Annotated in this window: 21 protein-coding genes; 12 read left to right on the top strand and 9 right to left on the bottom strand. The window is 48.3% G+C overall.

What is annotated here, in order from left to right:
• Window positions 1-105: 105 nt before the first annotated feature.
• On the bottom strand, window positions 106-1,824 hold the full coding sequence (locus AC1S8V_RS09610; RefSeq protein WP_482073425.1) for a methyl-accepting chemotaxis protein: 1,719 nt from the start codon (window positions 1,822-1,824) through the stop codon (window positions 106-108).
• A gap of 295 nt (window positions 1,825-2,119) precedes the next feature.
• Here AC1S8V_RS09610 and AC1S8V_RS09615 point away from each other — a divergent pair, with 295 nt between their 5' ends.
• From AC1S8V_RS09615 to AC1S8V_RS09650, 8 genes are all read left to right on the top strand, one after another.
• Window positions 2,120-2,806 (top strand): HAD family hydrolase, encoded by a 687-nt coding sequence (locus AC1S8V_RS09615; RefSeq protein ID WP_482073426.1) that lies wholly within the window; start codon window positions 2,120-2,122, stop codon window positions 2,804-2,806.
• Between the two features lie 206 nt (window positions 2,807-3,012).
• On the top strand, window positions 3,013-3,903 hold the full coding sequence (locus tag AC1S8V_RS09620) for a carbohydrate ABC transporter permease (protein ID WP_482073427.1): 891 nt from the start codon (window positions 3,013-3,015) through the stop codon (window positions 3,901-3,903).
• Window positions 3,904-3,958: 55 nt separating this feature from the next.
• Window positions 3,959-4,828, top strand: a complete 870-nt coding sequence (locus AC1S8V_RS09625) for a carbohydrate ABC transporter permease (RefSeq protein WP_051447142.1) — start codon at window positions 3,959-3,961, stop codon at window positions 4,826-4,828.
• A gap of 14 nt (window positions 4,829-4,842) precedes the next feature.
• Window positions 4,843-6,684 carry a sensor histidine kinase gene (locus AC1S8V_RS09630; RefSeq protein WP_482073428.1) on the top strand — a complete coding sequence of 614 codons (1,842 nt, stop codon included), beginning with the start codon at window positions 4,843-4,845 and terminating at the stop codon, window positions 6,682-6,684.
• An 11-nt stretch (window positions 6,685-6,695) separates the two neighbouring features.
• On the top strand, window positions 6,696-8,300 hold the full coding sequence (locus AC1S8V_RS09635) for a helix-turn-helix domain-containing protein (RefSeq protein ID WP_482073429.1): 1,605 nt from the start codon (window positions 6,696-6,698) through the stop codon (window positions 8,298-8,300).
• Between the two features lie 132 nt (window positions 8,301-8,432).
• The gene (locus AC1S8V_RS09640; RefSeq protein ID WP_482073430.1) at window positions 8,433-9,830 is read left to right on the top strand and encodes an ABC transporter substrate-binding protein; all 1,398 of its coding nucleotides are present in this window, start codon (window positions 8,433-8,435) and stop codon (window positions 9,828-9,830) included.
• 68 nt (window positions 9,831-9,898) lie between these two features.
• Window positions 9,899-10,234, top strand: a complete 336-nt coding sequence (locus AC1S8V_RS09645) for a cupin domain-containing protein (RefSeq protein WP_482073431.1) — start codon at window positions 9,899-9,901, stop codon at window positions 10,232-10,234.
• The gene (locus AC1S8V_RS09650) at window positions 10,231-12,153 is read left to right on the top strand and encodes an alginate lyase family protein (RefSeq protein ID WP_482073432.1); all 1,923 of its coding nucleotides are present in this window, start codon (window positions 10,231-10,233) and stop codon (window positions 12,151-12,153) included. Before AC1S8V_RS09645 ends, AC1S8V_RS09650 begins: the two co-directional genes overlap by 4 nt.
• A gap of 65 nt (window positions 12,154-12,218) precedes the next feature.
• On the opposite strand, the gene AC1S8V_RS09655 is transcribed toward AC1S8V_RS09650, so the two are convergent.
• From AC1S8V_RS09655 to AC1S8V_RS09675, 5 genes are read right to left on the bottom strand one after another with little or no spacing between them, the layout of a single operon-like run.
• Window positions 12,219-13,397 carry a YheC/YheD family endospore coat-associated protein gene (locus tag AC1S8V_RS09655; RefSeq protein ID WP_482073433.1) on the bottom strand — a complete coding sequence of 393 codons (1,179 nt, stop codon included), beginning with the start codon at window positions 13,395-13,397 and terminating at the stop codon, window positions 12,219-12,221.
• Window positions 13,398-13,432: 35 nt separating this feature from the next.
• Window positions 13,433-14,539, bottom strand: coding sequence for a YheC/YheD family endospore coat-associated protein (locus tag AC1S8V_RS09660; protein ID WP_482073434.1), 1,107 nt, complete (start codon window positions 14,537-14,539; stop codon window positions 13,433-13,435).
• Window positions 14,539-15,912: a YheC/YheD family endospore coat-associated protein gene (locus AC1S8V_RS09665; RefSeq protein ID WP_482073435.1), complete on the bottom strand. Its 1,374-nt coding sequence runs from the start codon at window positions 15,910-15,912 to the stop codon at window positions 14,539-14,541. Before AC1S8V_RS09665 ends, AC1S8V_RS09660 begins: the two co-directional genes overlap by 1 nt.
• A 60-nt stretch (window positions 15,913-15,972) precedes the next feature.
• On the bottom strand, window positions 15,973-17,163 hold the full coding sequence (locus AC1S8V_RS09670) for a YheC/YheD family endospore coat-associated protein (protein ID WP_482073436.1): 1,191 nt from the start codon (window positions 17,161-17,163) through the stop codon (window positions 15,973-15,975).
• Between the two features lie 32 nt (window positions 17,164-17,195).
• Window positions 17,196-18,563, bottom strand: coding sequence for a YheC/YheD family endospore coat-associated protein (locus AC1S8V_RS09675; protein ID WP_482073437.1), 1,368 nt, complete (start codon window positions 18,561-18,563; stop codon window positions 17,196-17,198).
• A 235-nt stretch (window positions 18,564-18,798) separates the two neighbouring features.
• Here AC1S8V_RS09675 and AC1S8V_RS09680 point away from each other — a divergent pair, with 235 nt between their 5' ends.
• From AC1S8V_RS09680 to AC1S8V_RS09690, 3 genes are all read left to right on the top strand, one after another.
• A complete protein-coding gene (locus AC1S8V_RS09680) occupies window positions 18,799-19,146 on the top strand; it encodes a YlbF/YmcA family competence regulator (protein ID WP_036609862.1) in 348 nt (115 codons plus the stop codon).
• Window positions 19,147-19,427: 281 nt separating this feature from the next.
• Window positions 19,428-19,712: a hypothetical protein gene (locus AC1S8V_RS09685; RefSeq protein ID WP_085981456.1), complete on the top strand. Its 285-nt coding sequence runs from the start codon at window positions 19,428-19,430 to the stop codon at window positions 19,710-19,712.
• 251 nt (window positions 19,713-19,963) lie between these two features.
• Entirely contained in the window at window positions 19,964-21,298 is a 1,335-nt protein-coding gene (locus AC1S8V_RS09690) for a DRTGG domain-containing protein (protein WP_482073438.1), read from the top strand.
• Between the two features lie 143 nt (window positions 21,299-21,441).
• Here AC1S8V_RS09690 and AC1S8V_RS09695 read toward each other — a convergent pair whose 3' ends face one another.
• From AC1S8V_RS09695 to AC1S8V_RS09705, 3 genes are all read right to left on the bottom strand, one after another.
• Window positions 21,442-21,783, bottom strand: coding sequence for a YtpI family protein (locus AC1S8V_RS09695; protein ID WP_482073439.1), 342 nt, complete (start codon window positions 21,781-21,783; stop codon window positions 21,442-21,444).
• Window positions 21,784-21,879: 96 nt separating this feature from the next.
• Complete coding sequence (locus AC1S8V_RS09700) at window positions 21,880-22,368, bottom strand: sporulation membrane protein YtrI (RefSeq protein ID WP_482073440.1); 489 nt, start codon at window positions 22,366-22,368, stop codon at window positions 21,880-21,882.
• Window positions 22,369-22,389: 21 nt separating this feature from the next.
• Window positions 22,390-22,719 carry a YtrH family sporulation protein gene (locus AC1S8V_RS09705; RefSeq protein WP_026081169.1) on the bottom strand — a complete coding sequence of 110 codons (330 nt, stop codon included), beginning with the start codon at window positions 22,717-22,719 and terminating at the stop codon, window positions 22,390-22,392.
• 173 nt (window positions 22,720-22,892) lie between these two features.
• On the opposite strand from AC1S8V_RS09705, the gene AC1S8V_RS09710 reads away from it, so the two are divergent.
• Window positions 22,893-24,551: an AraC family transcriptional regulator gene (locus AC1S8V_RS09710; protein WP_482073441.1), complete on the top strand. Its 1,659-nt coding sequence runs from the start codon at window positions 22,893-22,895 to the stop codon at window positions 24,549-24,551.
• Window positions 24,552-24,665 lie beyond the last annotated feature (114 nt).

Consider the following 24,665-nt stretch of genomic DNA (forward strand, 5'->3'; position numbering starts at 1 on the left):
ACACCAAGAAGCATCGCAGAGGCTCATGTGAGCCCGCCTGCGATGCTTCTTTCCTTTGATATATGGACAGGATATATAGACATTTTATCAGTATGTTGATTCAGGTCACGCCAGCTTGAATCGCTTAACCAGCTGATCAAGTGCATCGGACATTTCATTCAACTGCTTGGACGTGTCAGACATTTCCTGTAGAGAAGCAAGTTGTTCCTCCGTCATCGCAGATACTTCTTCCGTGGCTGAAGCAGTATCCTCCACAACAGCCGATACTTCGCTGATGGATTTCATCACGGTTTCGCTGCCGGAAGTTAGCTCTTCTACAACAGCGGATACCTCCAGAACTTCACCACTGAGGTTATGAATATGCTGAGTAATGGTAGAAAAAGCATTACCAGCATCCTCGATGGTTCGCAATCCCTCATTCACATGAAGGGTGCTCTCATCAACCACCTGAACCGTACTTTGAACACCTGTTACCACGGTTTCCAATATACTTGTGATCTCTTTGGCTGATGTTGCACTCTGGTCTGCGAGATTACGTATTTCCGAGGCAACGACGGCAAATCCGCGTCCATTTTCCCCAGCACGAGCAGCTTCGATACCGGCGTTAAGTGCGAGCAAATTGGTTTGTCTCGCGATACCTGACATTGAATCTGCAATGTTGATCACTTGATCAGACATCTTCGAAATTTCATTAATGGCTCCCTGTACAGAGAGGAAAGATTGCTCAATGGAACTCATTTTGCCCACAGCATTATCGATGCGCTGTTGCCCATCCACGGCAATGGATTCGGTACGGACGGCACGTTCAGCCACGTCAGCAGCAGAGGAGGCGACACGATTAAGTCCAGTGAGAGATTGCTGCATTGCAGCTACCATCGTTTGAGTTAGAGATACCTGTTCATCAGCGCCTTCAGCGACGCGTTCCATGGCAGTGGCAACCTCTTTTCCAGCAAGATGGCTATCGGAGACCCCTTTATCCAATCGATCCGAAGCAGTGCTTAGAATCATGGCATTGCTCTGAACGTCCAGCATCATTTGCTGCAAACCAGCGAGCATCGTATTGGCTGACTCCGCGAGTTCACGGGTTTCGTCTTTCATTGGCGTAGCAATTCTCAGCGTCAGGTCACCATTGGAAGAAGCGATGTCATTCAGGGCCTGCTTCACGGTACGGATGTTTCTAACAATGGCACGGGACAGGACTAACGCAGTGATGAACGAGATGATGGCGACCACGATAAGTGCCCCATAGAGTTCCAAGTTCAGTATTGTGTTTTTCCGCTTAAGCGCTTCTGTACGGGTATCGGTCAACGTAAGTTCGTTGGTACGAAACGTATCCAGGGAGGCGCGAATCTGGTCCATGTCTCGTTTACCAGGATCATCGGCAAAGAAATCTCGAATGGCTTGCGTATTATTCGCTTGACGAAGGGCGACCACAGGTTCACCAGCGATCTGTATCCAGTTCTCCATGTTACTATGTATGTCTTCCAAAAGTGCAGTTTGGGCCGGGTTGTTCAAAATTAATACAGCAAGTTCATCTTTGAGAGTAATCAGTTGTTCTTTTCCTTTGATGTAGGGATCGAGGTAATTGTCCTCACCAGTGATGATGTAACCACGTTGTCCCGTCTCCATATCTACCATGTTTCTTTCGAGTTCATAGGTTAGCGCGTGTACTCTCATATCGTGATCAACCAGAAAATCAAGCTCTCGTTGAAGCTGACTTGTGCTGTTCTGAATTAGCAGGATGCAACCAGCCAGTACAGCCAGTACGAGTAAATATCCTAATCCGATCTTATAAAAAATCTTGAAGGTCCTACGCTTATTCATGTTTGTTATTCCTCTCTATGGGGTATATGTAGTTGTCGAAAAAAACCGAAAATGTGATAAATGTAGGTCTTTAGATTAGGTGTCTAAAGCACTATTTTTTAGTATTATACGTAAAGAAACTTCTTTTGTATATAGTTTGTTTAATCACAATATAATGTTTGGTTGATTCTGTATAAGGTTGGGGTTGATGATGTTTTACAATCGTTGGTTTACACGTTCAAACGTTATGTTTATCATGGGAAGGGAACGATTCCAATTACATATACAATATCCCAATCCGAAAGGAACATTGGACATGAATAAAGAGAAGCTATTGCTCAAACCGGAAGCGATGATTTTTGACATGGATGGTACGCTGTTCCAGACAGAGACCCTGTTGTTGCCAGCTTACCAGCAACTATTTGATACATTGCGTGCCGAAGGGCATTTTGAAGGAGAAACTCCACCCGAGGAACGGATGCTGGGAAGTTTGGGCATGTTGCTCGAAGATATATGGAAAGTGGTTATGCCTGAGGCTTCGGAAGCGGCACATCGCCGTGCAGACGAACTGCTGCTTCAGCTGGAGATTGAGGGGCTTGATCAAGGCAGCTCCCAATTGTATCCTGGGGTGAAAGAAACGCTGCAGGCATTAAAACAACAAGGAGTGCGTCTTTTTGTCGCAAGTAATGGGCTGGAGGACTATGTGAAGGGTGTGGCGTTTGCACACGAGATTATGCCTTTCTTTGAAGGGGTATACAGTGCAGGTCAGTACAAGACTCCCTCCAAGATTAATCTGGTGCAGATCCTGCTTGAGAAACATCGTATTCAGGATGCCTGGATGGTAGGAGATCGCTCTTCCGATGTGGAAGCTGGTAAAATGAACGGTCAGGCGGTCATCGGCTGTGCCTATGCCGGGTTCGGCCGTGATGAGGAGCTTGCGGGCTCAGATGTGCTCATCTCTGATTTTACAGAACTGCTTCGTCTGTATGATGAAGCGGAGTAGCCTATACGCTGCATACGTATATTGAGATTTATGATTACGAACCGCATGATATGAACCTGTAGACTCAACGGAAATTTGTTGAATACAGGTTTTTTTTGTTTGGTCATGCAGTCACATTCTCCCCTGTAGAAAGTTGATTTCCCTATCCCGCTTTCCTTCCTATTCCCTCTATACTTCATTCAAAAGCTATAGGGGGTCCGATTCTGGTGAAGCCATCCAAAATGCATGCCTATATGTTCATCTTTCCAAGTCTTTTTCTAACTCTTGTATTCGGGATCTATCCTCTGTTATGGGCGCTGCGTTACATGTTCTATGATTATCAAGGTATCGGGACGCCTGTCTTCATCGGGCTTGAAAATTTTGCACGCATTTTGCGCGACGGGCAATTCTGGGACTCTGTAGGCAACACGGGTGTGTATGCCCTGGGTAAACTCGTCGTTACGATTCCACTGTCGTTAACTTTGGCGATTATTCTGAATCGCAAATGGAGAGGGCGATCCCTGTTTAGGGCGATCTATTATCTTCCCACTATTTTTAGCGCTTCGGTCATGGCGATTGTATTCTTTATTATTTTCAACTCCTATAACGGAATATTGAACCAATTGCTGCTCAAGTATCATGTGATCTCCGAATCCATTAGCTGGCTGGGGGCTGAACATGCCATGCTAACAACCATCATCATCGCCATCTGGGGGGCCGTGGGCAACTATATGTTGTTGTTCATTGCGGGTCTTCAGAGCATCCCTGAAGAGCTTTATGAGGCGGCATCGCTGGATGGAGCGAGTGAGTTTCAGAAACTGCGTAATGTAACGATTCCGTTGCTGGGTCCTGTCTTGCAGATGATCATCATGCTGGCGATTACCACGGCACTGAAAGGTTACGAGAGTATTATGGTGCTGACCGAAGGGGGGCCGTATGGCAAAACAGAGGTGATGTATCTGTACTTGTTCAAACTGTTGTTTCCCGTCTCGGCTGACACACAATCACTCCAGCAACTCGGTTATGGCAGTGCAGTCGGTTTCACAACGGCTCTCATCGTAGGGGTTGTGACGCTCATTTATTTCCGTATATCCAAAAAGCTCAATGATGTCTATTAAACTGAAAAACAGACTTTTTGAACACGTACTTAAAATTAATCAGGAGGAAACGATGATGACTCAAAACGTGCTTGCGCCCTCAGGGTCTCCCCAACTCATTCGCTGGACCAAACGAACGGTACTTTGGCTGTTTTTGATCGCAATCGCTCTGCTGTCGCTGTTCCCCATCATACTTGTATTGCTCGGTTCCTTCAAAACGAACCAGGAATTGACAGGAGGAGCTACCATCTGGCCGAAGATTTGGCAGTTCTCCAACTACGCTCAGGCTTGGAAAACCGCCAATTTTTCGGGTTTTACGATTAACAGCGTGTTTGTTAGCATCAGTACAACAGTTGGCACGTTGCTGGTAGCTTCGATGTCAGCCTACGCTGTGGATCGAGTGAATTTCAAAGGGAAAAAGGGGTACACCCTGCTCATGGCATCCACTCTGTTTATTTCCATAGGCGCGGTTGTGCTGCGTCCGCAATTTGACCTCATGGTCAAGCTGGGGCTGAATACCACGTTGTGGGGCGTTATTATTATACTGATCAGCGCACACGCTGCCACATACTTTATTCTGATTGGTTTCTTCAAGAGCATCCCGCGCGAACTGGATGAAGCGGCGATGATTGATGGCTGTAATTTCTTCACCACATACTGGCGAATTATTCTTCCGCTCCTGCGCCCTGGACTTGCCGTTGCAGGTCTGGGTGTATTCCAGAGTTCATGGAATGAATATATTCTTCCTTTTGTGTTCACTATGAGCAATCCGGACTTGCAGACTTTGCCGGTTGGGCTGGCTAATCTGCGATATGGCATCGGAGCTGCGGCTGAGGTCCAACTGATGATGGCCGGAGCCTGTCTGTCCATTTTGCCGCTGCTCATCGTTTATATTTTTGCCAACAAATCATTCATGCAGGTGACCTTGGGAGCTGTGAAAGGGTAGGCGTGAGCACAATCATGGAAACGGTTTTACGGGTAATTCCACTGTGCTATACTCATTTTAATTCACAGCGGACGGGCCAAGCCGTGTTCAAGGAGCGAGCGCCGATGATATTCGACTTTTATAAAATGTCCCTGAAAAAAAGAATACAGCTACTGTACATTTTTCTCGTTGTCCTGTGTATCAGTGTGACCGGGATATGCTCTTATCTCTTTGCTGCACGAAGCATTGAGCAGAATGCACTTGAACTGAAACAAAGCATTCTGAACAAATCCGTGCAGGTTATGGATGAACATCTAAGGCACATTGTTGTATCCTCTTTTTCTTTTATGCTCAATGAAACGTTCACCCAGGTCATGAAGGACGTGGGAAAAAATAACACATCTCATTATTATCAGAATCTCTCGCTGCTGCAAACATCGTTTGCTCAATTGAAGCTCGTAGAGCCACTGATTGATACGGCATATCTGACAACACCCATCGGTGATTTTTTCTCGACCAAAGATTTTCCGAATCGCAATAACTCGTTCGACAGGGAATACGGACGCTACGTCAAGCTGCAAGGCTGGAATACGATGTGGTTTGGTTCACATCAGAGTCAATTATTCCAATCCCAAGGAAATGTGTTATCTCTGTTGCTCAAACCCATTGTGATCGATAATCATACCTATTCGAATGTATATATGGTCGTCAATATGAAGGAAGAGGCGATGCGAGACATTCTCACACAGGATCTCATGAATAACCAGATTCAACTGTTTTTGCTGCATAAAAACGGAAATGAAGTCATTCGGCCCAGGTCCCGAAATTACGATTTCATTAAGGAGCCTGACTTTACCCAACAGTTTAGCCGTGGCGATGCTGGGGATTTTACCTACAGGAACGATCAGGGGGAGGACATGCTTGTTAACTATTCGGCATTGTCGATGAACGAGGATTGGGTCATGGTAAGTGTACAGTCCAAGGCTGACTTGTTGTCCCCTCTCCAAAAGATACGCTGGCTGATCATCCTGATCATGTTGTTTTGCATTTTGCTCGCACTCGGGTTGTCCAGCCTGCTGGCCTCCGCTCTGCTGAAGCCACTGAACAAACTGCGACGCCTGATGGTTGAGGTGGAGTCCAATGATCTGGATGTACGGTTTCGCAGCAAATATGACGATGAAGTCAGCGCTGTAGGGCATCGTTTCAATCGGATGTTGGACCAGATTCAGATTCTGTTTGAAGAAGTACGGACAACGGAGCAAGACAAACGGCGGTTTGAGGTCAAGGCGCTTCAGGCGCAGGTTGATCCCCATTTCCTGTACAATACGCTCAATACAATGTTCTGGAAAAGTGAGAGCGGAGAGAAGAAGGATGTAAGTGAGATGATCGTCTCCTTATCCTTGTTATTCCGTCTGGGACTGAATGATGGGAAAGACATCACCAGTGTGGAGCAGGAGATCAAACATGTCGAACAATACATGCAGCTTCAGCAAAAATGTTATGAGGATCTGTTCGTTTATCGGATTGAGGTGGGGGACCCCTCCTGTTACGCTGTTGAAATTTTGAAAATATTGCTTCAGCCCTTGGTCGAGAATTCCATCCTGCATGGATTCAATGACAAAGAAGATTTGGGTGTTATCCTGATCCGCATTGATCGTCAGGGTGACACACTACGGCTGGAGGTGGCTGACAATGGATGTGGGATGGATGTAGCCAGCATCGATGCCGAGGATGCTCTTGACGGGGGACGCAAAGGTTATGCCCTATCCAATCTCCATGGCAGATTAAGCCTGCACTACGGGGATGTGGCCTCGATTGTGTTTCATAGCAGTACAGATATGGGAACAACGGTTGTTATCACAATTCCGATCACCTGAGGAGGGGCAGTATGGGCCAATTGACGATGTGTGTTATGGATGATATCCAGGCGGTTGTAAAGGGCATATCTTCAACTATTCCGTGGGAAGATCATCAGGTTCGGATTGTAGGCACGGCGAGCAATGGAGAGCGCGGTTGGTCCTTGTTGCTGGAGCAGCAACCAGACATCGTGATTAGTGATATCAGGATGCCCAAGTTGAGCGGGCTGGAGCTAATGAAGCGGGCATTAGATGCCGGACTGCGAGCCAAATTTATTTTCATCAGTGGTTATTCGGATTTTCAATATGCACAGGAGGCCATCAAGCTGGGGGCATCCGATTATTTGCTCAAGCCGTTTACCCCTGAAGAAATACTCGGTGCGGTGTTGAAGGTAAGACAGGTGATTAAGGAAGAACAGGCACAGTGCAAACAGTTGGAACAGTTGGAGCAGAAGGTGGAGAGCAGCAGTCAGTATGAGCGTCACAGCTATCTACTGGGCTTGTTGCGTCATGAAATCGGGGGATTCCTGAATGAAAGTCGCTGGAACGAGCTGCATATTGATCTCGATTCCTCCAATCTTCTCGTCATGGTCATCGAGGTGGATGGTTATACGCGATATGGATACACGATGCATCTGGATGCCGAAATCGTTCCTTTTGTGGTCCAAAATATTGTGGGAGAAACCTTAAACCGCTATACCAAGGGCGTTGTTTTACGGGAAAACCGATACCGGCTTGCAGCCATATTTAACACACCAAGCCAGATCGACGTCTCCGAACTGCTGGAGCAATGCCGCCAAAATGTGGAGCGATTCAGTAAAAAAACAGTCTCGATTGGTGTCGGTACGATTGCCCGCAGACCGCAGGAAATCTGGACGTCCTACGCACATGCAGATCAGGCGATATCCTATCGTTTTTACAGTGAAGGAAATTGCATCCTCCAGTATGCTGAACTGGCGAATCAGGCATGTGTGGCTCCCGTATATCCGTTGGAGAAGGAGAAAGAGCTTTTTTATGCACTGAAATGTGGTAATGAGAGCACCTGTCACCGCATCATTGATGAAATTCTCGAAGAATGGCAGGTTTCCGAAGGTTTTCCCGAGCCGCTCACGATGATTCGTTTGCTGTCTGGACTGGCTTTTGCCATCTACCGTGCCTTTTGTGATGAGATTACAGAAGAGGAACGCTTGCGTCTGGAGGCAGACCTGACAGTGCTTGAGGCGATGCGCTCCTTGACGTTTGATGGCTGGAGGGGATATATCAAACATTTTAGCAGTATGGGTTGCGAGATCATGGACAAAAAACGACTCACCGATGTCAAGCAGGCGATTAGCAAGGCGCAGGAATATATCAGTCTGAATCTGGCAGAAAATCTGACGCTGCATGCCTGTGCCCAATCCGTGCATTTAAGTCCGAGTTACTTTGCCAATGCCTTCAAAAAGGAAACGGGCATAACGCCGATTCAATATATTACTAAGATGAGGATGGAAAAGGCGAAAGAGTTGCTGGTTGCAGGTGTACAGGTGCAAGAGATCTGCCAGAGGCTAGGTTATGAGGACAGGCCTTATTTCAGCGGCTTGTTCAAGAAATACTGCGGCATGACGCCAACCCGCTTCCGGCAAATGTATGAGAATTGAAAAAGATACGGATCGTCATTTTTCCCACCATGCAAAGTCAGAATGTCCCTCACCTCCACGAAAGCGGAGCGATTATCATTACCTTAACGGATAACCCAATCGGTTGTCCAACAAGCATAAGGGGGCATATCAATGGTTAAAAAGTGGATGGTGACTACGCTAAGTGCATTGCTGGCGCTAAGTTTGGCAGGTTGTTCTGCTGACAGTGGTACTTCGGCAAATAGCGAATCGGGGACCAGCGTGGAGAATGCCGGAGGGAAAACCAAAATCATATATTGGACACCGGACCGCCATGATGCTGATTTTATGAAATCCAAGATTGATGAGTTCAACCAGACGAACAAGGACAACATTGAAGTGGAAATGACCGTGATGGGGGACAATTATCCACAGGCGGTCGATATTGCCTTTGCCAGTAAGCAGGCACCCGATGTGCTGCAAGTTAATGATTTTCAGACGTATTATCAGAAGGGGTATCTCGCCCCGATCGATGGATACATGAGTGATGAGATGAAGGCCATGTTTAAAGACAGCATGATTGAAAATAAAAACACGATTGATGGAAAAATATATTCCCTCCCCAATACAGGGCAGGTCTGGCGGCTTGTGTATAATAAGGATATTTTCAAAAAGGCAGGGATCGAAAGTCCGCCAAAAACGTTGGCTGAGATGGTTGCGGATGCCAAAAAAATTACCGAAGTTGGTAAAAGTGAAGGCATCTATGGCTTTGCCAGCCCGTTCAAGAGCAGCAGCGGCTTCTGGAGAGCAGCCAATACGATTGCAGGTGCAAGCAATAATGTTGGCATTGATGGTTACAACTACAAGACAGGCCAATTTGATTTTGGGATGTACAAGGATATCGCAGTGGCACTTCGTCAAATGAATCAGGATGGCAGCATGCTGCCAGGGGTAGAAAGTTTGGACATCGATCCGCTCAGAGCCCAGTTTGCTCAAGGCAAAATTGGAATGTACATTAACCACTCCGGTGAACCAGGTGTATATAAAGATCAGTTTCCTACAAAAGAAAATTGGGCAGCGGCTCCTGTGCCAACAAATGATGGAACGATCAAGGGCGCTTCGCAAGTCATCGGGGGCTCCTACATCGGCATCAATGCAGATTCTGCCAACAAGGAAGCGGCATGGAAGTTTATGGAGTATGTGTACAGCACAGATCTTCAGAGTGAGTATTACGAAAAAGGATACGGAATCTCACTGATTCCTGCTGTACTAAGCTCTGACAAAAAACCAAGCATTCCGGGCATTGAAGGTTTCCTGCCCAAACGATATGATGCCATTTTCCCGGCAAATCCAAGTGTGGTAACCGAGAGTTCACTGGAAGGTACCAAATGGAGTGAGGCTTTTTCGATCTTTGTATTCACGGGTGGCGATCTCGATGCTGTGATCAAGGATCTGGATACGCGATACAATGCAGCTCTGGAGAAAACCAAAGCGGCAGGGCTGACCAACATAACTGCTGATCCATCGTTTGATTCTTCCAAGCTTCAGGGTAAATTGTCCACAGAAGACTAATAAACGTTCAAAGCGGCCGTGGTTTAACCACTTCGGTCGCTTATTCACAAGGAAAGGGGAAAAGCAAAATGATCATTAATCATGCGTCGAGTGATGCATATATCATAAACGAAACGAGTTCCCGCAAGATTTTGGGCATGGGCGGTACATTGATGATGGTGGAGGTTACTTTCGCCAAAGGTGGGATCGGGGAGGTTCACTCGCATGATGCTCATGAACAGGTCAGTTATATCGTCAAAGGCAGCTTTGAGGTTCAGGTCGGTGAAGAAACTCGCATCTTAAAAGCAGGGGACAGCTTCTATGCCGGGTTTAACGTCCCGCATGGCGTCAAGGCACTGGAGGACTCCGTCATTCTGGATGTCTTTACCCCTTTCCGTCAGGATTTTCTTGAGGCGTCCCAATGAGTGATTTTTACCTTTCAGCAACGGATCTGCAACGGGCTGCCCAATATTATGAAAAACATTTTCCGGAGGAAGCCCGAAATTCGCTCACGATTGCCAACCGTGCCATCCTGAATGAATTTATCGTTCCTTATACCAACGATCTGAATCGCTGGATTCCGATGGGGACACCCGTCGACTGGCTTCACAATCCGACCAATGATCTGGAGTTCACATGGGGCATCAATCGTCACTGGCATATGCTCGATCTGGGCAAGGCGTATCTGATGAAGGGCAATCCGCTTTATGTAACAGCATTCATTGACCACTTCCGTAGCTGGAGACAGCAGAACCCGGTACCTGTAAATGTGGTTTACGACGAGGCCGTATTCTTTCAAAAACCCGGTCCGTGGCGTCTGCTGGAGACGGGACTACGTGTGCAGTCCTGGATATCGGCATATAAATATATGGAAGCGAGTCCGCTGCTGAACGAAGGCTTTCAGGCGGAGTTTCGACAAGGTCTGGACGAGCACGCCGAGTTTTTGACCCGTTACCTCGGCAGCACGGAAATCAATCATGCCATTATGCATATGCAAGGTTTGTTCATGATCGCTACGTTCTACCACCAGCACCCGCGAAGTCCATACTGGCGTCAAGTGGCGATGGAACGTCTTGAGCTGTGTTTGTTGCATCAGTTGGGTGAAGAAGGGATACAGGTTGAACTGACAACCCATTACCACAATGCCAGCATCGAAATGTTTGGCACGCCTTATCGGTTGGGTGAGATTTCAGGACATCCTTTCTCGGCATGGTATGCCCGCTGTCTACGCCAAATGGCTGCATTTACTGAGGCGCTGATCCGACCAGATCATCAGTCTACCGGTATTGGTGATTCGGATTGGGTTGGCGATGGACGGCAACGACTGACCCTGCTTGGAGCGATCCTGGACGATGATGATTTGATAGCTCGCGGAACGGATAGCTCGGAGTGTCTCTGGTTGCTGGGTGTGGAGAAATATGAGCGATGCCTCAGACTACAGGCTTCTTCTTCTCCGGCTTTGTCGAGTCGGGCTTTTCCGCAGACAGGATATTATGTCATGAGGGACAAGTGTCAATATCTTTTTTTTGATGCGGCTGCCATGGGCGGAGCGCACGGACATGCGGACGCGCTGAATGTGGAGTGGATGTGGAAGAACCAGCTATTCTTCACGGACACCGGACGTTACACGTATGAAGAAGGGGAATGGCGGCGGTATTTCAAAAGTACGCGGGCGCACAATACCGTCACGGTGGATGGTCTGGATCAGACACCTTATCTCTCCACACAGCAATGGGGTGAACCGGAGGCTCAGGCCACAACGCTTCGTTGGGAGAGCAATGACAGCTATCACTTCATTGATGCTTCGCAGGATGGATATATGCATTTGCCTGATCCAGTTATACATCGTCGGTGGATGCTGGCAGGGGTGGAAATCCCTATACTACTAATTGTGGATTGGCTGGAGGCCGAAGCAGAGCATACTCTGGAGCAACGTTTTCACCTGCTTCCGCAAGCGGATATTGCGTTGAGAATAAATGAAGCTGGAGAAATGACGGCGGATATGAGCTATGAGGCATCTTCCATAACGCTGACGATGCAATGGGTTACGGCAGGCATCGGGAAGGGAACCTTCAAGTTGACGGAGCAGCCCGGGTGGGTATCTGAGGTATATGGTTCCAAATCGGAAACATCGGTCATCCAGGGCAAGACTGATTTCTCGGGTAAAGTGGGTATTCTGACGTTGTGCCTGCCCGCGGATCACACAGACCAGGTTACACGTGTTACCACATGCCAACTAGAACCTGACCTGATGAGATTGGCATTATCTTATGTGCAAGGTGAGGAACAAGGGTATATTGTGATTGACAACGACACGCTGCAATGGACGAAAGAACAGAAATAAAAAACAGTGAAGCAGGAGCAGATGCTCGCACTTGGCGAACATACACTCCTGCTTTTCTAATCCACTCACTTGACTTTCCTTTTTCTTTTTACTCTGGCGGATTTTTGCGAAACGGGCCCGGGAATGGCTGGCTTTCTGGACATTCCGGAAGGTCTGTTGCGATATACCCATAAGGCGTACTCCAGCGGTTGAGTGATGGCCTTATAATAGATATCCCGCTCACCGATGCGAGCGAATACTTCACGTGCAGGCTTGGGATTAACTTCAAGCAGGTAGATCCGTCCGCTCTTGTCAATCGCCAAATCCAGTGCCAACTCGCATAAGTCCCCATACGTATCTTCCAGAAACGAAGCAACATCAATGCCAAATTTCTCTGCAGTCGTGATAATTTCTGCTCGGAGCTCTTCGTCAGCAATCCATTGCTTCATGAGTCGATTCATCGCTACAGCCTGACCGCCACCATGCAGATTGGAAGTTACACTTTTCTCTGCACCCATGCGTCCTGCACATCCGGTAAGTTCCCATTGTCCTTCACCGTTCTTCTGAACGAGCATGCGGTAATCATGCACCCGTCCATTCGGAAGCTGAAGTTGTATGCCCTTCTGCACAAGATATTTGTCTTTCATATTCCAGTGCTGGAGCAGTGCCCCGAGACGTGATAAATGGACTTTGCGTGGCGTGATAATACGACGTTTCTGATCCCGCCCCTGAACAAGCACCGTATTAGCCTCGCTACTGCTGCGTTCAATGCGCAGAATACCACGTCCGCCTGTTCCATTAATGGGTTTAAGATAGACCAGAGAAGAAACTTTGAGCATCCGGTTTACATCGGACATATCCTGAAATAGAGCGGTTTCCGGCAGGTGTTCACGAAAATTGGCTTTTTGCAAAAGGGTCTGATGGATGGTCCATTTATTACGCAGGGGTCTATTCAGAAAGAGCAGATGCCCATATTTCTCCCGAAAAGCAAGCAGCTGCTGGAATCTGCGGTTACGCTGAATCCGGCAGCGATCAAAAATCAGGTCCGGGAATGATCGCCACTCCCTGGACCAGCCTTTTCCCTCATGAAAAACCATGGCTTCAATCTGTTTGCCGCCGGGGTGTACGTCGGCTGGTGTGAACACATAGATATCGAGTCCCCGCTTGCGCCCTTCAAGAATCATTCTGCGATAGATGGTGCGTTCTTCAAGAGCGCGATGTTCATTTAAGTACAACGTCATAATGCCCAGAACAGGTGAGGACACAAACAATCACCTTCTTTTTGCAGTATTCCTGTCTATCATCGTTTGGACTGACGGGCAAGATAAGCGCTGTAGTGAAATATACGTTCCAATGACCGCCGTCTGATCTGTGGTTCATCGAACTTCATGGGCTTTGCATTGGCTTCGAAGAACCAGAGTTCCCCCAGGTCATCAATGCCCAGATCCATGGACATTTCTCCGAGCGTGTAACCCGATCCCCGTTCTACCTGTCTTGCGATCATTAATGAAGTGGATTTCACACGTTTCATCAGGGTCGTTGTCATTTCTTCGCCAAAAAGCTCGGTCAGCAGCTTCTCGGGATCTTCTACACTCCCGCCGCGCGGCACATGAGTTGTAATGCTGCGGGAGCCAGCGAGTCTGGCACCTACACCGGTTACGCTCCATTGTCCCTTGCTGTTCTTTTGTACAAGAACACGCAAATCGAAGGGACGTTTACGAGAGGAAGCCAGTTCGATGCCTTGTTGCATGATATAGGGCGTATGTCCGGTTTCTTTGCGAATCCGTGCCCATAACTTGGCAAGTGTAGCCGTCTTATAAGTCGTGCTTTTACGTGTGGTCTGTATTTTAAGTCGGTAAGGAAGCCTCTCTTTTTCCTGGAACTTAAGCATCATGATTCCTTTGCCAGCTTTGCCACTCTCGGGCTTGAGGTACAGATAGGGATGCGTGCGCAGAACGGCACCCAGAGAAGAAGCACTGCGCATCCGCCGGGTATGGGGAATTAATTGCTGAGTCGATTTGGATTTCTTGAGCCATTCGAACAGATTCCATTTATTGAAGAAGAATGGATTATACAGTTCGATTCCCGATTGCATGCATTCGTCAATTTTGCGCTGAACGGAAGGTTTTCTTTCGTCTTCCCGGTTGGGAATACGATTGTAGAGAACATGGGGAAGGGGGAAAGGCTGTGAAACCCACTTTCCACTCCCCTTGTTGTACGTATATCCTTTCACAGTGGGACCACTCACGTTCAGATCCCGAACAGTTACAATGTACACCACATATCCCATGCTCTCGCCTGTCTGCAGTATATCCTGAAAATTTTGATGATTCCCCCTAAACATCCGCTGATTATCATGCATGGTCAAAACAGCAATGACAGGTTTGAAATCATCATGAAGGCTCATCAAATGCCTTCCTTCTTCCGGAACTTGCTCAAATACAGGCAGTGTTCCAAAATGTGCTCCACTGACGATTTTCCCTCCACCCGGAGTGAAGGGTGACGGAAAATGGAGCGCCCGGGTTTGGCGTTCGCTTCGAACATCCATACATGTTCCTCCTGATCAATGCCCAGATCAAAGCCAATCTCACCAATCAGATGCTGGTGCTGGGTTTCAATCGCCTGGGCCAGTGTAATAGCGACGGATTTGGCCTGCTGAAGAACTTCTCCCGCACGGTCGCCGAAGTTGCGACTGAGCGCCTGCTCAGGGGTCATTAGGGAACCGCCATTTTTGATGTGTGTTGTGACGCTGCCACGCCCTGCTTTTTTGGCACCAATCCCGACAACAACCCATTGATTATTGCCATTTTTGTGCATATGAAAGCGAAAATCAATTGGACATTCATCAATCTCAATCAGACGTATTCCCTGTTGAACGACATATCCGCGAAGTTGTTTGCCATGTCTTCCCTGGAGCATGCGCATCAGACTGTTGAAAGATCCAAAGCGCAGGAGTGCATTCCCACCTTTTTTGCGATAACGTGCGAAATATCCACGTTTGGGCGAGTAGGTCAGGCGATAGATCCCGTTCCCCAGACTTCCGGCAGTAGGCTTATAGTAGACAAACTGATGGCGCTCCAGCATTTCCTTCATCCGTTCCACCGACGGATTGGTAATGGATTCAGGGATATACCGTCCTGCTGTCGGTTCATTCTCCAGCAACGTATAGATATCCGATTTGTTGAAGAAGCTCCAGTTGAAGAACGGGATTTTCCGGCGAATGAATCGTTCCCGCAGTTGATTGATTGCTGGTGAGAAGTCTGAACGGCGGCTTGGTAACCGGTTATAGACGACATCAGGCAGAGGTACCGTTTTACGGGTGAAGCTTCCGTTATCATTCAGAAAAAATCCGGATACCGTCTCATTTTGCCAATTAATATCCCGAGGAGTAAAGGCATAAATATAGGATTTACGGCTGCCTTCACGGAGTAACTGTTTGATGAAACCTGTACGGGAACCGAAAGGGTTCGTGCTCGTCGAAGGCCCATCTGAGAGTACGCCGATCAGTGGCCCTAACTGGACTTCATCATTTTGCAAGTTCCTGAGATAAATGCTGCCCCGTTTGGGAACGTTCATCAGATTACGGATACCTGAGGCGAGATAGAGATGTTTGCCTGCTTTTTTGATGGGTTTGATCGTTGCGGGTACCCGGTCACGCCCGAAGCGAAGGTGCACCGTTTTTTTGCCGGACAGGTTGAGGCTCTTCATTAAAGCGTTGGATACATAAACCACTTTATCCGGTTGCTTGGTAAAATGCAGGTTGCAAAAGGTCAAACTCATGATTTATCCTCCTATCCTGAAAAGATCCTTGTGCTCCATGGCAAGCGGGCGCTGCGGGCCTCAGCCGCCGTGAATCGGGATGGGTTTCAGGCCAGCTTTGCTGGATGTATTCGGCAATTTCATTGGACGAATGACGTCCGTGAGAACATGTTGTTGCAACAGATAACGGGCATAGGCAAGCGGCCGGGTATAAGTCAGGGCATGCATGCGTCGGTCGCCTGCTTCTGCGAATGAGGTGCGGCCTGGTTTGGAGTTGACTTCGATCAGCCAGAGTTTGCCCTCTGCATCTGCTCCGAAATCAAGCCCCAATTCGGCTAGCCTGCCGAAACGGCGCTCCAGCAGGGTGGGGATAAGAGCGGCAGTCTGCCGGAGGCGCTCCAGCAGTGCTTCTGTGCGGACCGTTCCATATCGCTGGAGTAGATATGCATGGGCAGGATAGGCACTACCCCCTCCGTGAAGATTGGACGTAAGCGAACCCTCGGGTCCTTCTCGCACCATGCATCCGGTAAGTGTCCAGCGACCTTGCCCATTCTTTTGCATTAGAGCCCGTATATCGAACGCTCTTCCGTGATGGCTGAGCTCCAGGTAGGGCTGCACGATCATTCTGCGCTCGGCCTGGTGTAATGCCAGCCAGGAAGAGATGGCCTGGGTGTGATTAAATGTAAGACAAAAGTGTTCATTGTCCGCGTTACGACCCTCCACGATCCATGTTGATGGAGTCTCTCCCCGAGACAGGCGAAAGGTATTCTTTCCATGAGTCCCTGATACAGGTTTGAAGAAGAGTCCCTTAGGCCAACGTTCCAGCCATGTTTCCCAGGGGATATGCAATCCTAACCGGGTTGTGGGCGCAAGCTGTGCCCGCAATTCAGCATTCCGGGACAACACACGATGTACCTCCCACTTACCTGGCAGGGAAGCAGACCAATAACGGTACTGATCTGTGCCATTGGTGGATAACTGTTTCTCAATCTGCTGTCTGACGTTCCTGGGGAGAGGGCGAAGACAACGGTCCATTATAAGGTCGAGTGCAGGAATAGGGACCGCCTTCCACTTCCCTTGATGATAGACATATCCCGATTGAAGAGGGGAACGAGCTGCTTCAACCGATATCGGGATTACAATAACCTGAAGGGCATATCGCATACTCCCCACACTGAGACGGCGGCAGAAAAGTTCATCGGTGAAGGGAGGTGAGCCTTCGGTTGCACGTACCAGAATGGCCAGTGTCTTGGTCTGAGATGATGAAAACATTACGATGCACCTCTCCTCCATGGAATGACTTTTCAAAATCCGGCCAAGTACGTAGAATATTCGAGCATGGCTTTGACGGAAGGACGGATTTTGCTCTCACTCAGTGGTGTATTGTCGTTCTTGGATGGTTTGGAATTGACTTCGAGCAGCCATACGCGTCCAGAGGAGTCCAGGGCCAGATCAATACCAAGTTCTCCAAAATGAGCAGGGATGGCACTCTCGATCCCTTTTGCAATATCCAGTGCTGCGGTGTGCAATCCTGCATATGCGGAAGCTTTGGCTGATCCGGACAGCTGCGTTTTGGCAACAGCTTCCTTGACGGTGCTGAGACTTCCACCCCGTGCCAGATTGGATACATAGTGACTCCCGCCCGCAATCCGGGCTACGATGGAGGTTACACTCCATTTTCCTGTACGGTTTTTTTGCACGAGCGCACGGAAATCCACGGGTCTGCCACTGTGATCAATGAGAGTCAGCCCTTGCTGGATCTGGTATCGCGTTGTTTTCATTTTCCCAGACATACTGGCATACAGTTTATCCAGAGAGGCATACGTTTGTTTCCGGGTACCTCCGACGCCAGTCGCCAGAGTGAGGAAACTTCCGTCCGTTTGACGTGAGACCCGGATGATGCCTTTGCCCAAAGAACCGCGTACGGGCTTCAGAAATACAACCGGATGTCGGTTGCACATCGTCTTTAGCATGGTGGATGTCTTGAGCAAATGGGACTCGGGAAGAACTCGTTTAAGCGTTGAAATGGACTTGAGTGCATCAAATACTTCATTTTTGTCCAGAAACTTTTCATTGAAGGTTTGCGTGCCGTAGAGCGATTTTACTTCTTTCATAAAATGCTGTACGCTAGGTTTGTTCTCAAGCTTGCGGGACGTTAGCCGGTTATTGACGACGTCTGCTACAGGCAGAACAGTCTTTTTCCAGCCGTCATCATATACCCAGCCTTTCATATAACCTGTTACCGCTCCAATATCCTCCGGTGTGAAAAAGGATACATAGGCGCCTTGCTTACGGCAGGCGTTCACCAGTTCTTGACAGAACATCGTGATGGAGCCAAAGGGCCGATCGGGCTGATCGGGATAATCCTGGCTAATCAGTACACTGATGTAGGGGCCAAGACGAAGCGTACGGCTGGCTGAACGATAGGATACTCTCAGGACCGAACGTGGAACTAGACCGGTCTTGCTGGCAACCGTCTGATTGATGCGCAGCCCGTCATACCTTGGTACCGGAATGACAGTGACTTCTCGACGGAAAGAGCCAAATTGCAGCTGAAGCGGCCTTCCTGAAGGGATTTTAAGTGCCTTGAGCACCCCTTCGCCCAGCATGATGACGTCGTCCTGCAGGATGCCCGAGCCGGTAACCTGAATCGTTACTTTTTTAGTGGACATCACAGATCTCCTTCCGGGCGGCAACTTGATGTCTGATCTCGAAGTTGAACGGCATCTGAACATGGCATGTGCTTCATCATATGAGGACATATAACCCTTGGTGATTGACCCATATGGATTAAATGCATTTGATTTGGGGCAGGTTAGCGATGGCCTGTTTCAGACGCCCTTGTTTGACAGCGGAGAAAAGCGTGTATTAACACGGATGAACAAACCAATCTGAGGAGGAATAATAGTGAACATTTATGACAAAGCCAATGATTTGGCCAAAGCACTGAGAGAAAGCAGCGAGGTGGAAGAGATTACTTCCGCGATGAAGCTGATTGAAGCTGATCCGGATGCAAAAGCAATGCTGGATAACTTCCGTGATCAACAAATGGAATTGCAACAACGCATGATGAGCGGGGATATGCCAGCTCCGGATGAGATGGAGAAAATGGAGAAATTGTTTGAAGTGCTGAGCTTGAATCTGAACATCCGTCGTTTGTTTGATGCGGAGCGTCGTCTCAGTGTCATCATTGAAGACGTGAACAAAATTATTGCTGATAGCCTGGGTCATCTGTACGGTGGCGCTGAAGCGTAAAAAGGTAGTTCAAAAAGTCCACTTTTGATTACGAAGGATGCCTAGCGGCATCATCAGCATCGAATATGAAATTCAGCCGAAATGTCCGTTGCTCACGTAGTTGTCCTACGCTCCGCTACTCCATTTCTAGCTTCATTCCATCTTCTCGGTACTGAAAACTGATCTTTTTGAACACGTACTAAAAGGTTGTCTTGTTTTTTTACCTGAACCTTTCATATTGGCTCCTTATCGTTCATAGACTAGACATATAGAGTCGATCAAGAACGAAGGAGCTGTGGATGGTGAAGAGGTTGAAAAAAGCAAAACATGTGATCTATCTGCTTATCGCGTTGTCGATGCTGGTTATTGCACTGCCGAGGATTTCTTTTGCCGGAGGAATGGACTGGGTTAATATTTTTGGCATCGTATGGGTGCTGTTCTCTTTATTAATCGTTGGTGCACATCTACATTTTATTCTCGGTGTGGATGAAGAGAAGAAACGTGCACTGGAAGCCGTTCGCCGGGCGAAGCTGCGTCAGTGGGAGATGAAACTGTTGGATAAGCAGGAGCGGAGCGAGTCTGTATAAAGGATAGAATTACATTCAGTATGCCAGGGCAGGGCCAACAGAGTTGGTTCTGCCTCTGGAATAAGACCGGATTTCCCTTCACATAAGGGGGTCCGGTCTTTTTTGGTACATATAGGATTAGAGGTTCATCGGATGATTAAATTCAGATGGCGAACCTTCCTATGGGAATGGGATAGGGGTGGGGTTATTTTCCTAAAGCCGTGTTATAATAGATACAGTATAGTACAGATGCATCTTCGGGGGTGGTACAGTTGGACGGACAGGAAGAGAACGTAACGAAGCATGAACAGTTACTTCAACATATTGAACAACTGAAGGTTGGCAGTAAAATATCAGTACGTGGACTTGCGCGGGAGCTGGGTGTAAGTGAAGGGACAGCGTATCGTGCGGTGAAAGAGGCGGAGAACTTCGGGCTGGTCGTGACCAAGGAACGAATTGGAACGGTGCGGATCGAGAAGAGACCTCGGGGCATGTCGGAACAGTTAACCTTTGCTGATGTCGTTACCATTGTGGAGGGCCATGTGCTGGGTGGTAACGAAGGCCTCGCCAAACCGCTGCACAAGTATGTGATCGGTGCGATGAAAGAGCAGGCGATGGCCCGTTATATTGATGCTGGAAGTTTGCTGATTGTGGGTAACCGGGAAGATGCTCACTCGCTTGCCCTCGAACAGGGAGCTGGCGTGTTGATTACAGGTGGCTTTGGGACAAGCCGTGAAGTAAGAATCATGGCTGACGAGCTTGGGCTACCGATTATTTCATCCAGACATGATACATTCACGGTGGCATCAATGATTAACCGTGCGATCTTCGACCGGCTGATTAAGAAAAAAATTATGCTTGTTGAGGATATCATTGGTCAGAAACCTCGCCTGCAGGTGCTAAAGGTCACCAGTTCAGCCGCAGATTTTCACATGCTGGTGTCGGAGACGGGGGAACACCGCTTCCCGGTCGTGGATGAATGGAACCGGGTCATCGGGATTGTGAGTCTGAAGGATGTCAGTGAGCTTACGGCAGATCAGAGTATTGAGAAATGCGTGATACGCCGCCCGATTACGGCCTCACTGCAGACCTCTCTCGCTTCTGCTGCCCAGATCATGACGTGGGAAGGCATCGACTTTCTGCCCATCGTGGATCGGAACCGCAAACTGATTGCGTCCGTCACACGCAAGGAAGTGCTTCAGGCCATGCGGGATGCACAGAAGCAGCCACAACTGGGAGAGACGTTTGATCATCTGATTTGGAATGGGTTTGCCGAGGAGCGCGGTGATCAGAACGAACTGTTATTTCACGGATTCATCATTCCTCAGATGGCGACGGATCTGGGTACGATCTCCGAAGGTGTTCTGTTGAATGTGATGACACAGGCTGGCCGGCGGGCAGCCTGGGATGTTACAGGGAACGACCATGTGGTGGATAATGTAACGACTTATTTTGTTCGACCGGTACAGATCGAGGATCAGATTCTGGTTCGACCGGTTATTCTGGAAACCAGCCGTCGCACGTGCAAGATGGACATTGTGGTTACCCGCGAAGGCAGTGTTGTATGTAAAGCGGTCATGACATTGCAATCCATTGACCATGCCTAACAGGGGGAATTACCCCGGGCATAGACCAAGAGAGTACCCCCTAACCCGAGAAGATATGCTGAATTCCGCATAAGTGCGTGTCAGTCTTCGTCTGGTGTAGGGAAGTACTCTCTTTTTTTACACAACGATAGGGTTCTAGTGAATCATGCAGACTGTCCTGAGGTTTTGCTCGTTCCATTCTGCGAACGTTGTTGAAGCCGGGCATAATAACTGCGGTTGCGTATTCCAGCGAATACATTGTATGCCCCCATAATTAGAAATAGCGCTTCCACAATGACAGATACGGTAGAACCCGTGAAGACAAACATCAGGATCAGGGCAAGGACAACAAGCATGCCTCCCATCCAGATATTCGTCCAAGAGCGGTAAAGACCAGCGCTGGCAGCATCCGAGGTTCTGCGCGAACGAATGCTGTTCAGTGCGGCAAAGACCATGGCAACAGCAAAGATGGCGATTAGAGCATATTTGAGTACATCAATGAACACCAAGACGCAGCTCCTTTTCTGGAAAGCATTTAATGCCCTTATTGTACCATGCAGTGATGATGACAAGGGCAGTTATTTTTTGCTGTGAGTGCGTTGTTACGCAGGAACGTGCATGCGAATCTCTACCCAAACTTGCAGTACGCCTTCCATAACCAGCATCGTTTTGACCTGAACGGTGTACTCCTTTTCCCTGACCGAATACACTTTCTGATTCAGCATGATTCGCGTCATTTTGCTATACTCGTCGATGTTGAATACATCTCTGCCCCGAAGGACCTCAAGCTCGTCTCCGAGCTTCTGTAACATCACTTTCAGAGAAGCCTCGTCCGGCCCCTTATCCGATTCTTCTGCACGGACCTTGATTTCCTTGATAACGGTTTGGCGTTTACTGTATTTTTTCAGCGTTTTGATATCCTCCTCATTCTGATGCAGCTGAAGCTGCAGCTCCTGATTGTTCAGCCACAACGCATTGTAACTTAGATGAAATACACCATTGTAGACGACACATCCAGCGATCATTCCCAGAACAAATACAGCGGTCATTCGCATCAGCGGGCGGTAACGGGAGAATGGCGGAATCCTCATGAACGCTGTTCCTGTCTCATATTAACTCCGGCCTCCGCCGCACACCCATTTCACGAGCTCGGTTCCCATATGCGCGCCCATAAAAGCAGAGATCAGATACAGGATTTGTTTGACCGCGGGAGACAGGTTGCCATCCAGGAAATTGCTCTCGATGACACGCATGGGATCGATGGTGCCGCCGACAGCAGCTGCGAGTGCCCATATCTTTATTTTCCCGGAAATATCGAGCATCGTCTGTGTCGGAGGCTGAAGAGAGATCACTGCTCCAATACCTCCGATCATCGCGCCGCCCAGCACGATTCCAAACGCAATAAAGAAATCAAGAATGGCTTTGGACAAAAATGTGCTCACTGGCAACACCCCTTTCAGACCTAGCAGCACACCTCCTGTCTTCGGTCTGTAACAGGGGGAGCAGCTTGTACTTCTATTGTATGGGCGTGCCCCCGAACGTTATGATAAAATGTCGATAAAAATGTATAGCGCGATGCAGCAGTTACTCACAGTGTGGTAGGGGAGATGAAGATATGAACTTGGAGACGAAACACGGGTTGTTATTCAGAGACTGGACCATGGTGCTGAAGGATGCCGTGCAGGTCAGCTTGCTGGCAGATGAGAGGTATGACTTCGGCACAGGTGTATCTGTGAGGTCTGCTGCCGTGTCTGGCGTGCAGTTTGTCCTTGGAGTTAGTGGTGAGGGAGAGGTTGGACTGGAACAGGGTATCTGCTCAATTCGTCCACATGACCTGCTTCTAATCGAAGAAGGGCAGTTCCCATTTCTGGTCAACCGGGGTTCAACTCCATTGGTCTGTTATATCATTCAATGTCATAGGGTCCGTTTGACGCAGGAGCTGGCGCCCGAGGAAGATCAACGGGACAAGCAAAATGATGGGGACGAGCACGGGCTTGAGCAGAGTAGCTTCGTTACCCTTCAACATGCTGCTGTGGAGGATGTTAAGCAGATCGTGGAGGCATTTCAACATACTGACTCGCATGATCCAATGTGGCGTCATCTTCTTTTTCAACAATGGATATGTACAGTGGTCGAGCAATTGAAAAGAAAAATCGAACCACAACAGCCCGATCAGGCTGTACAAAGAACGATTGACTACCTCGATGAACATTATGACGACCCTGTTTCGGTCCAGCAACTGGCGCAGATGGCCAATGTCAGTCGCAAATGGTACACCGTAAGGTTCAGGGAAATAACGAATCAAAATCCAAGTGATTATATCACCGAATTACGTATCAAACGGGCCAAGGAGCTATTGAACCTTACTGGAGACAGTGTCTATGAGATTGCCCGTAAAGTCGGTTATGAAGATGAGCATTATTTTAGCCGGAGATTTAAGCAAAAAGTAGGTTATTCCCCTCGTCTGTATCTGCATAATCGCCGATATTTGGGAACGACGATGACTGCGCCAGAACTGCTCTATACACTTGGAATGACTCCAATTGCTGCTCAGGCTCCGTTTTTCGAATTTCCGCACTACCTGAAAGAATCGTTCAAACAAGTTCGCAAGTGGGAGGGAAGTCATTCACTCAACCTGGAAGAGATTCGGAGGATGAAGCCCGATCTGATCCTTGCGTCTGCTTGGCAGGACAGTATGAATTATGAGCAACTTAACCGCATTGCAACAACCGTGCTTCTGCCTGAGCGCAGCAACTGGAAAGAGGAACTAAGGGATATGGGAGAATTATTAGGCAGAAGCAGGCAGGCTCAGCAAGTGATCAGCAATTTTGACGCGGGTCTGGACCAGGCAAGAGAACAGTTACACACGCTTATTCCTGAGGAGACTATCGTATACATTCGTCTGACCAGTGAGGGAATGACGTTATATGGGGCAAAGTCTTCAAGGGGGAGTATGCTGTACCGGGAGCTAGCGTTGAAAATGCCCAAGGCATCTCTTTTTTCTGAAGAGGGAACGCTGGTTTCCGTTGAGCATCTAGCTGAAATTCAGCCTGATCATATCCTGCTTCAGATGGAGGGGGATGCAGATGCCCGGCTTCATCTGTATAACCACCCGGTGTGGAATCGGCTTCTAGCAGTGCAGAAACAACAGGTGTATGTTCTAAGCAATACGGAGTGGTATAATTTCTCGTTCTCCCCACTTGCAACGCAATATGCTATTCATGAGATGTTAGATCTGCTGAAGAAGAAGCGATTGATGAGGCGTATGAATTGAACTACCGACTTCGCAAAAATCCAAATGGGGAATCCCAAATATCCATTCATTAATATCCGGGTGTGTATATAATGAGAATGAGAATCGTTATTACTTAAACGCCGAAGGGGATAA

The organism is Paenibacillus sp. B46(2026) (genome assembly GCF_056786355.1).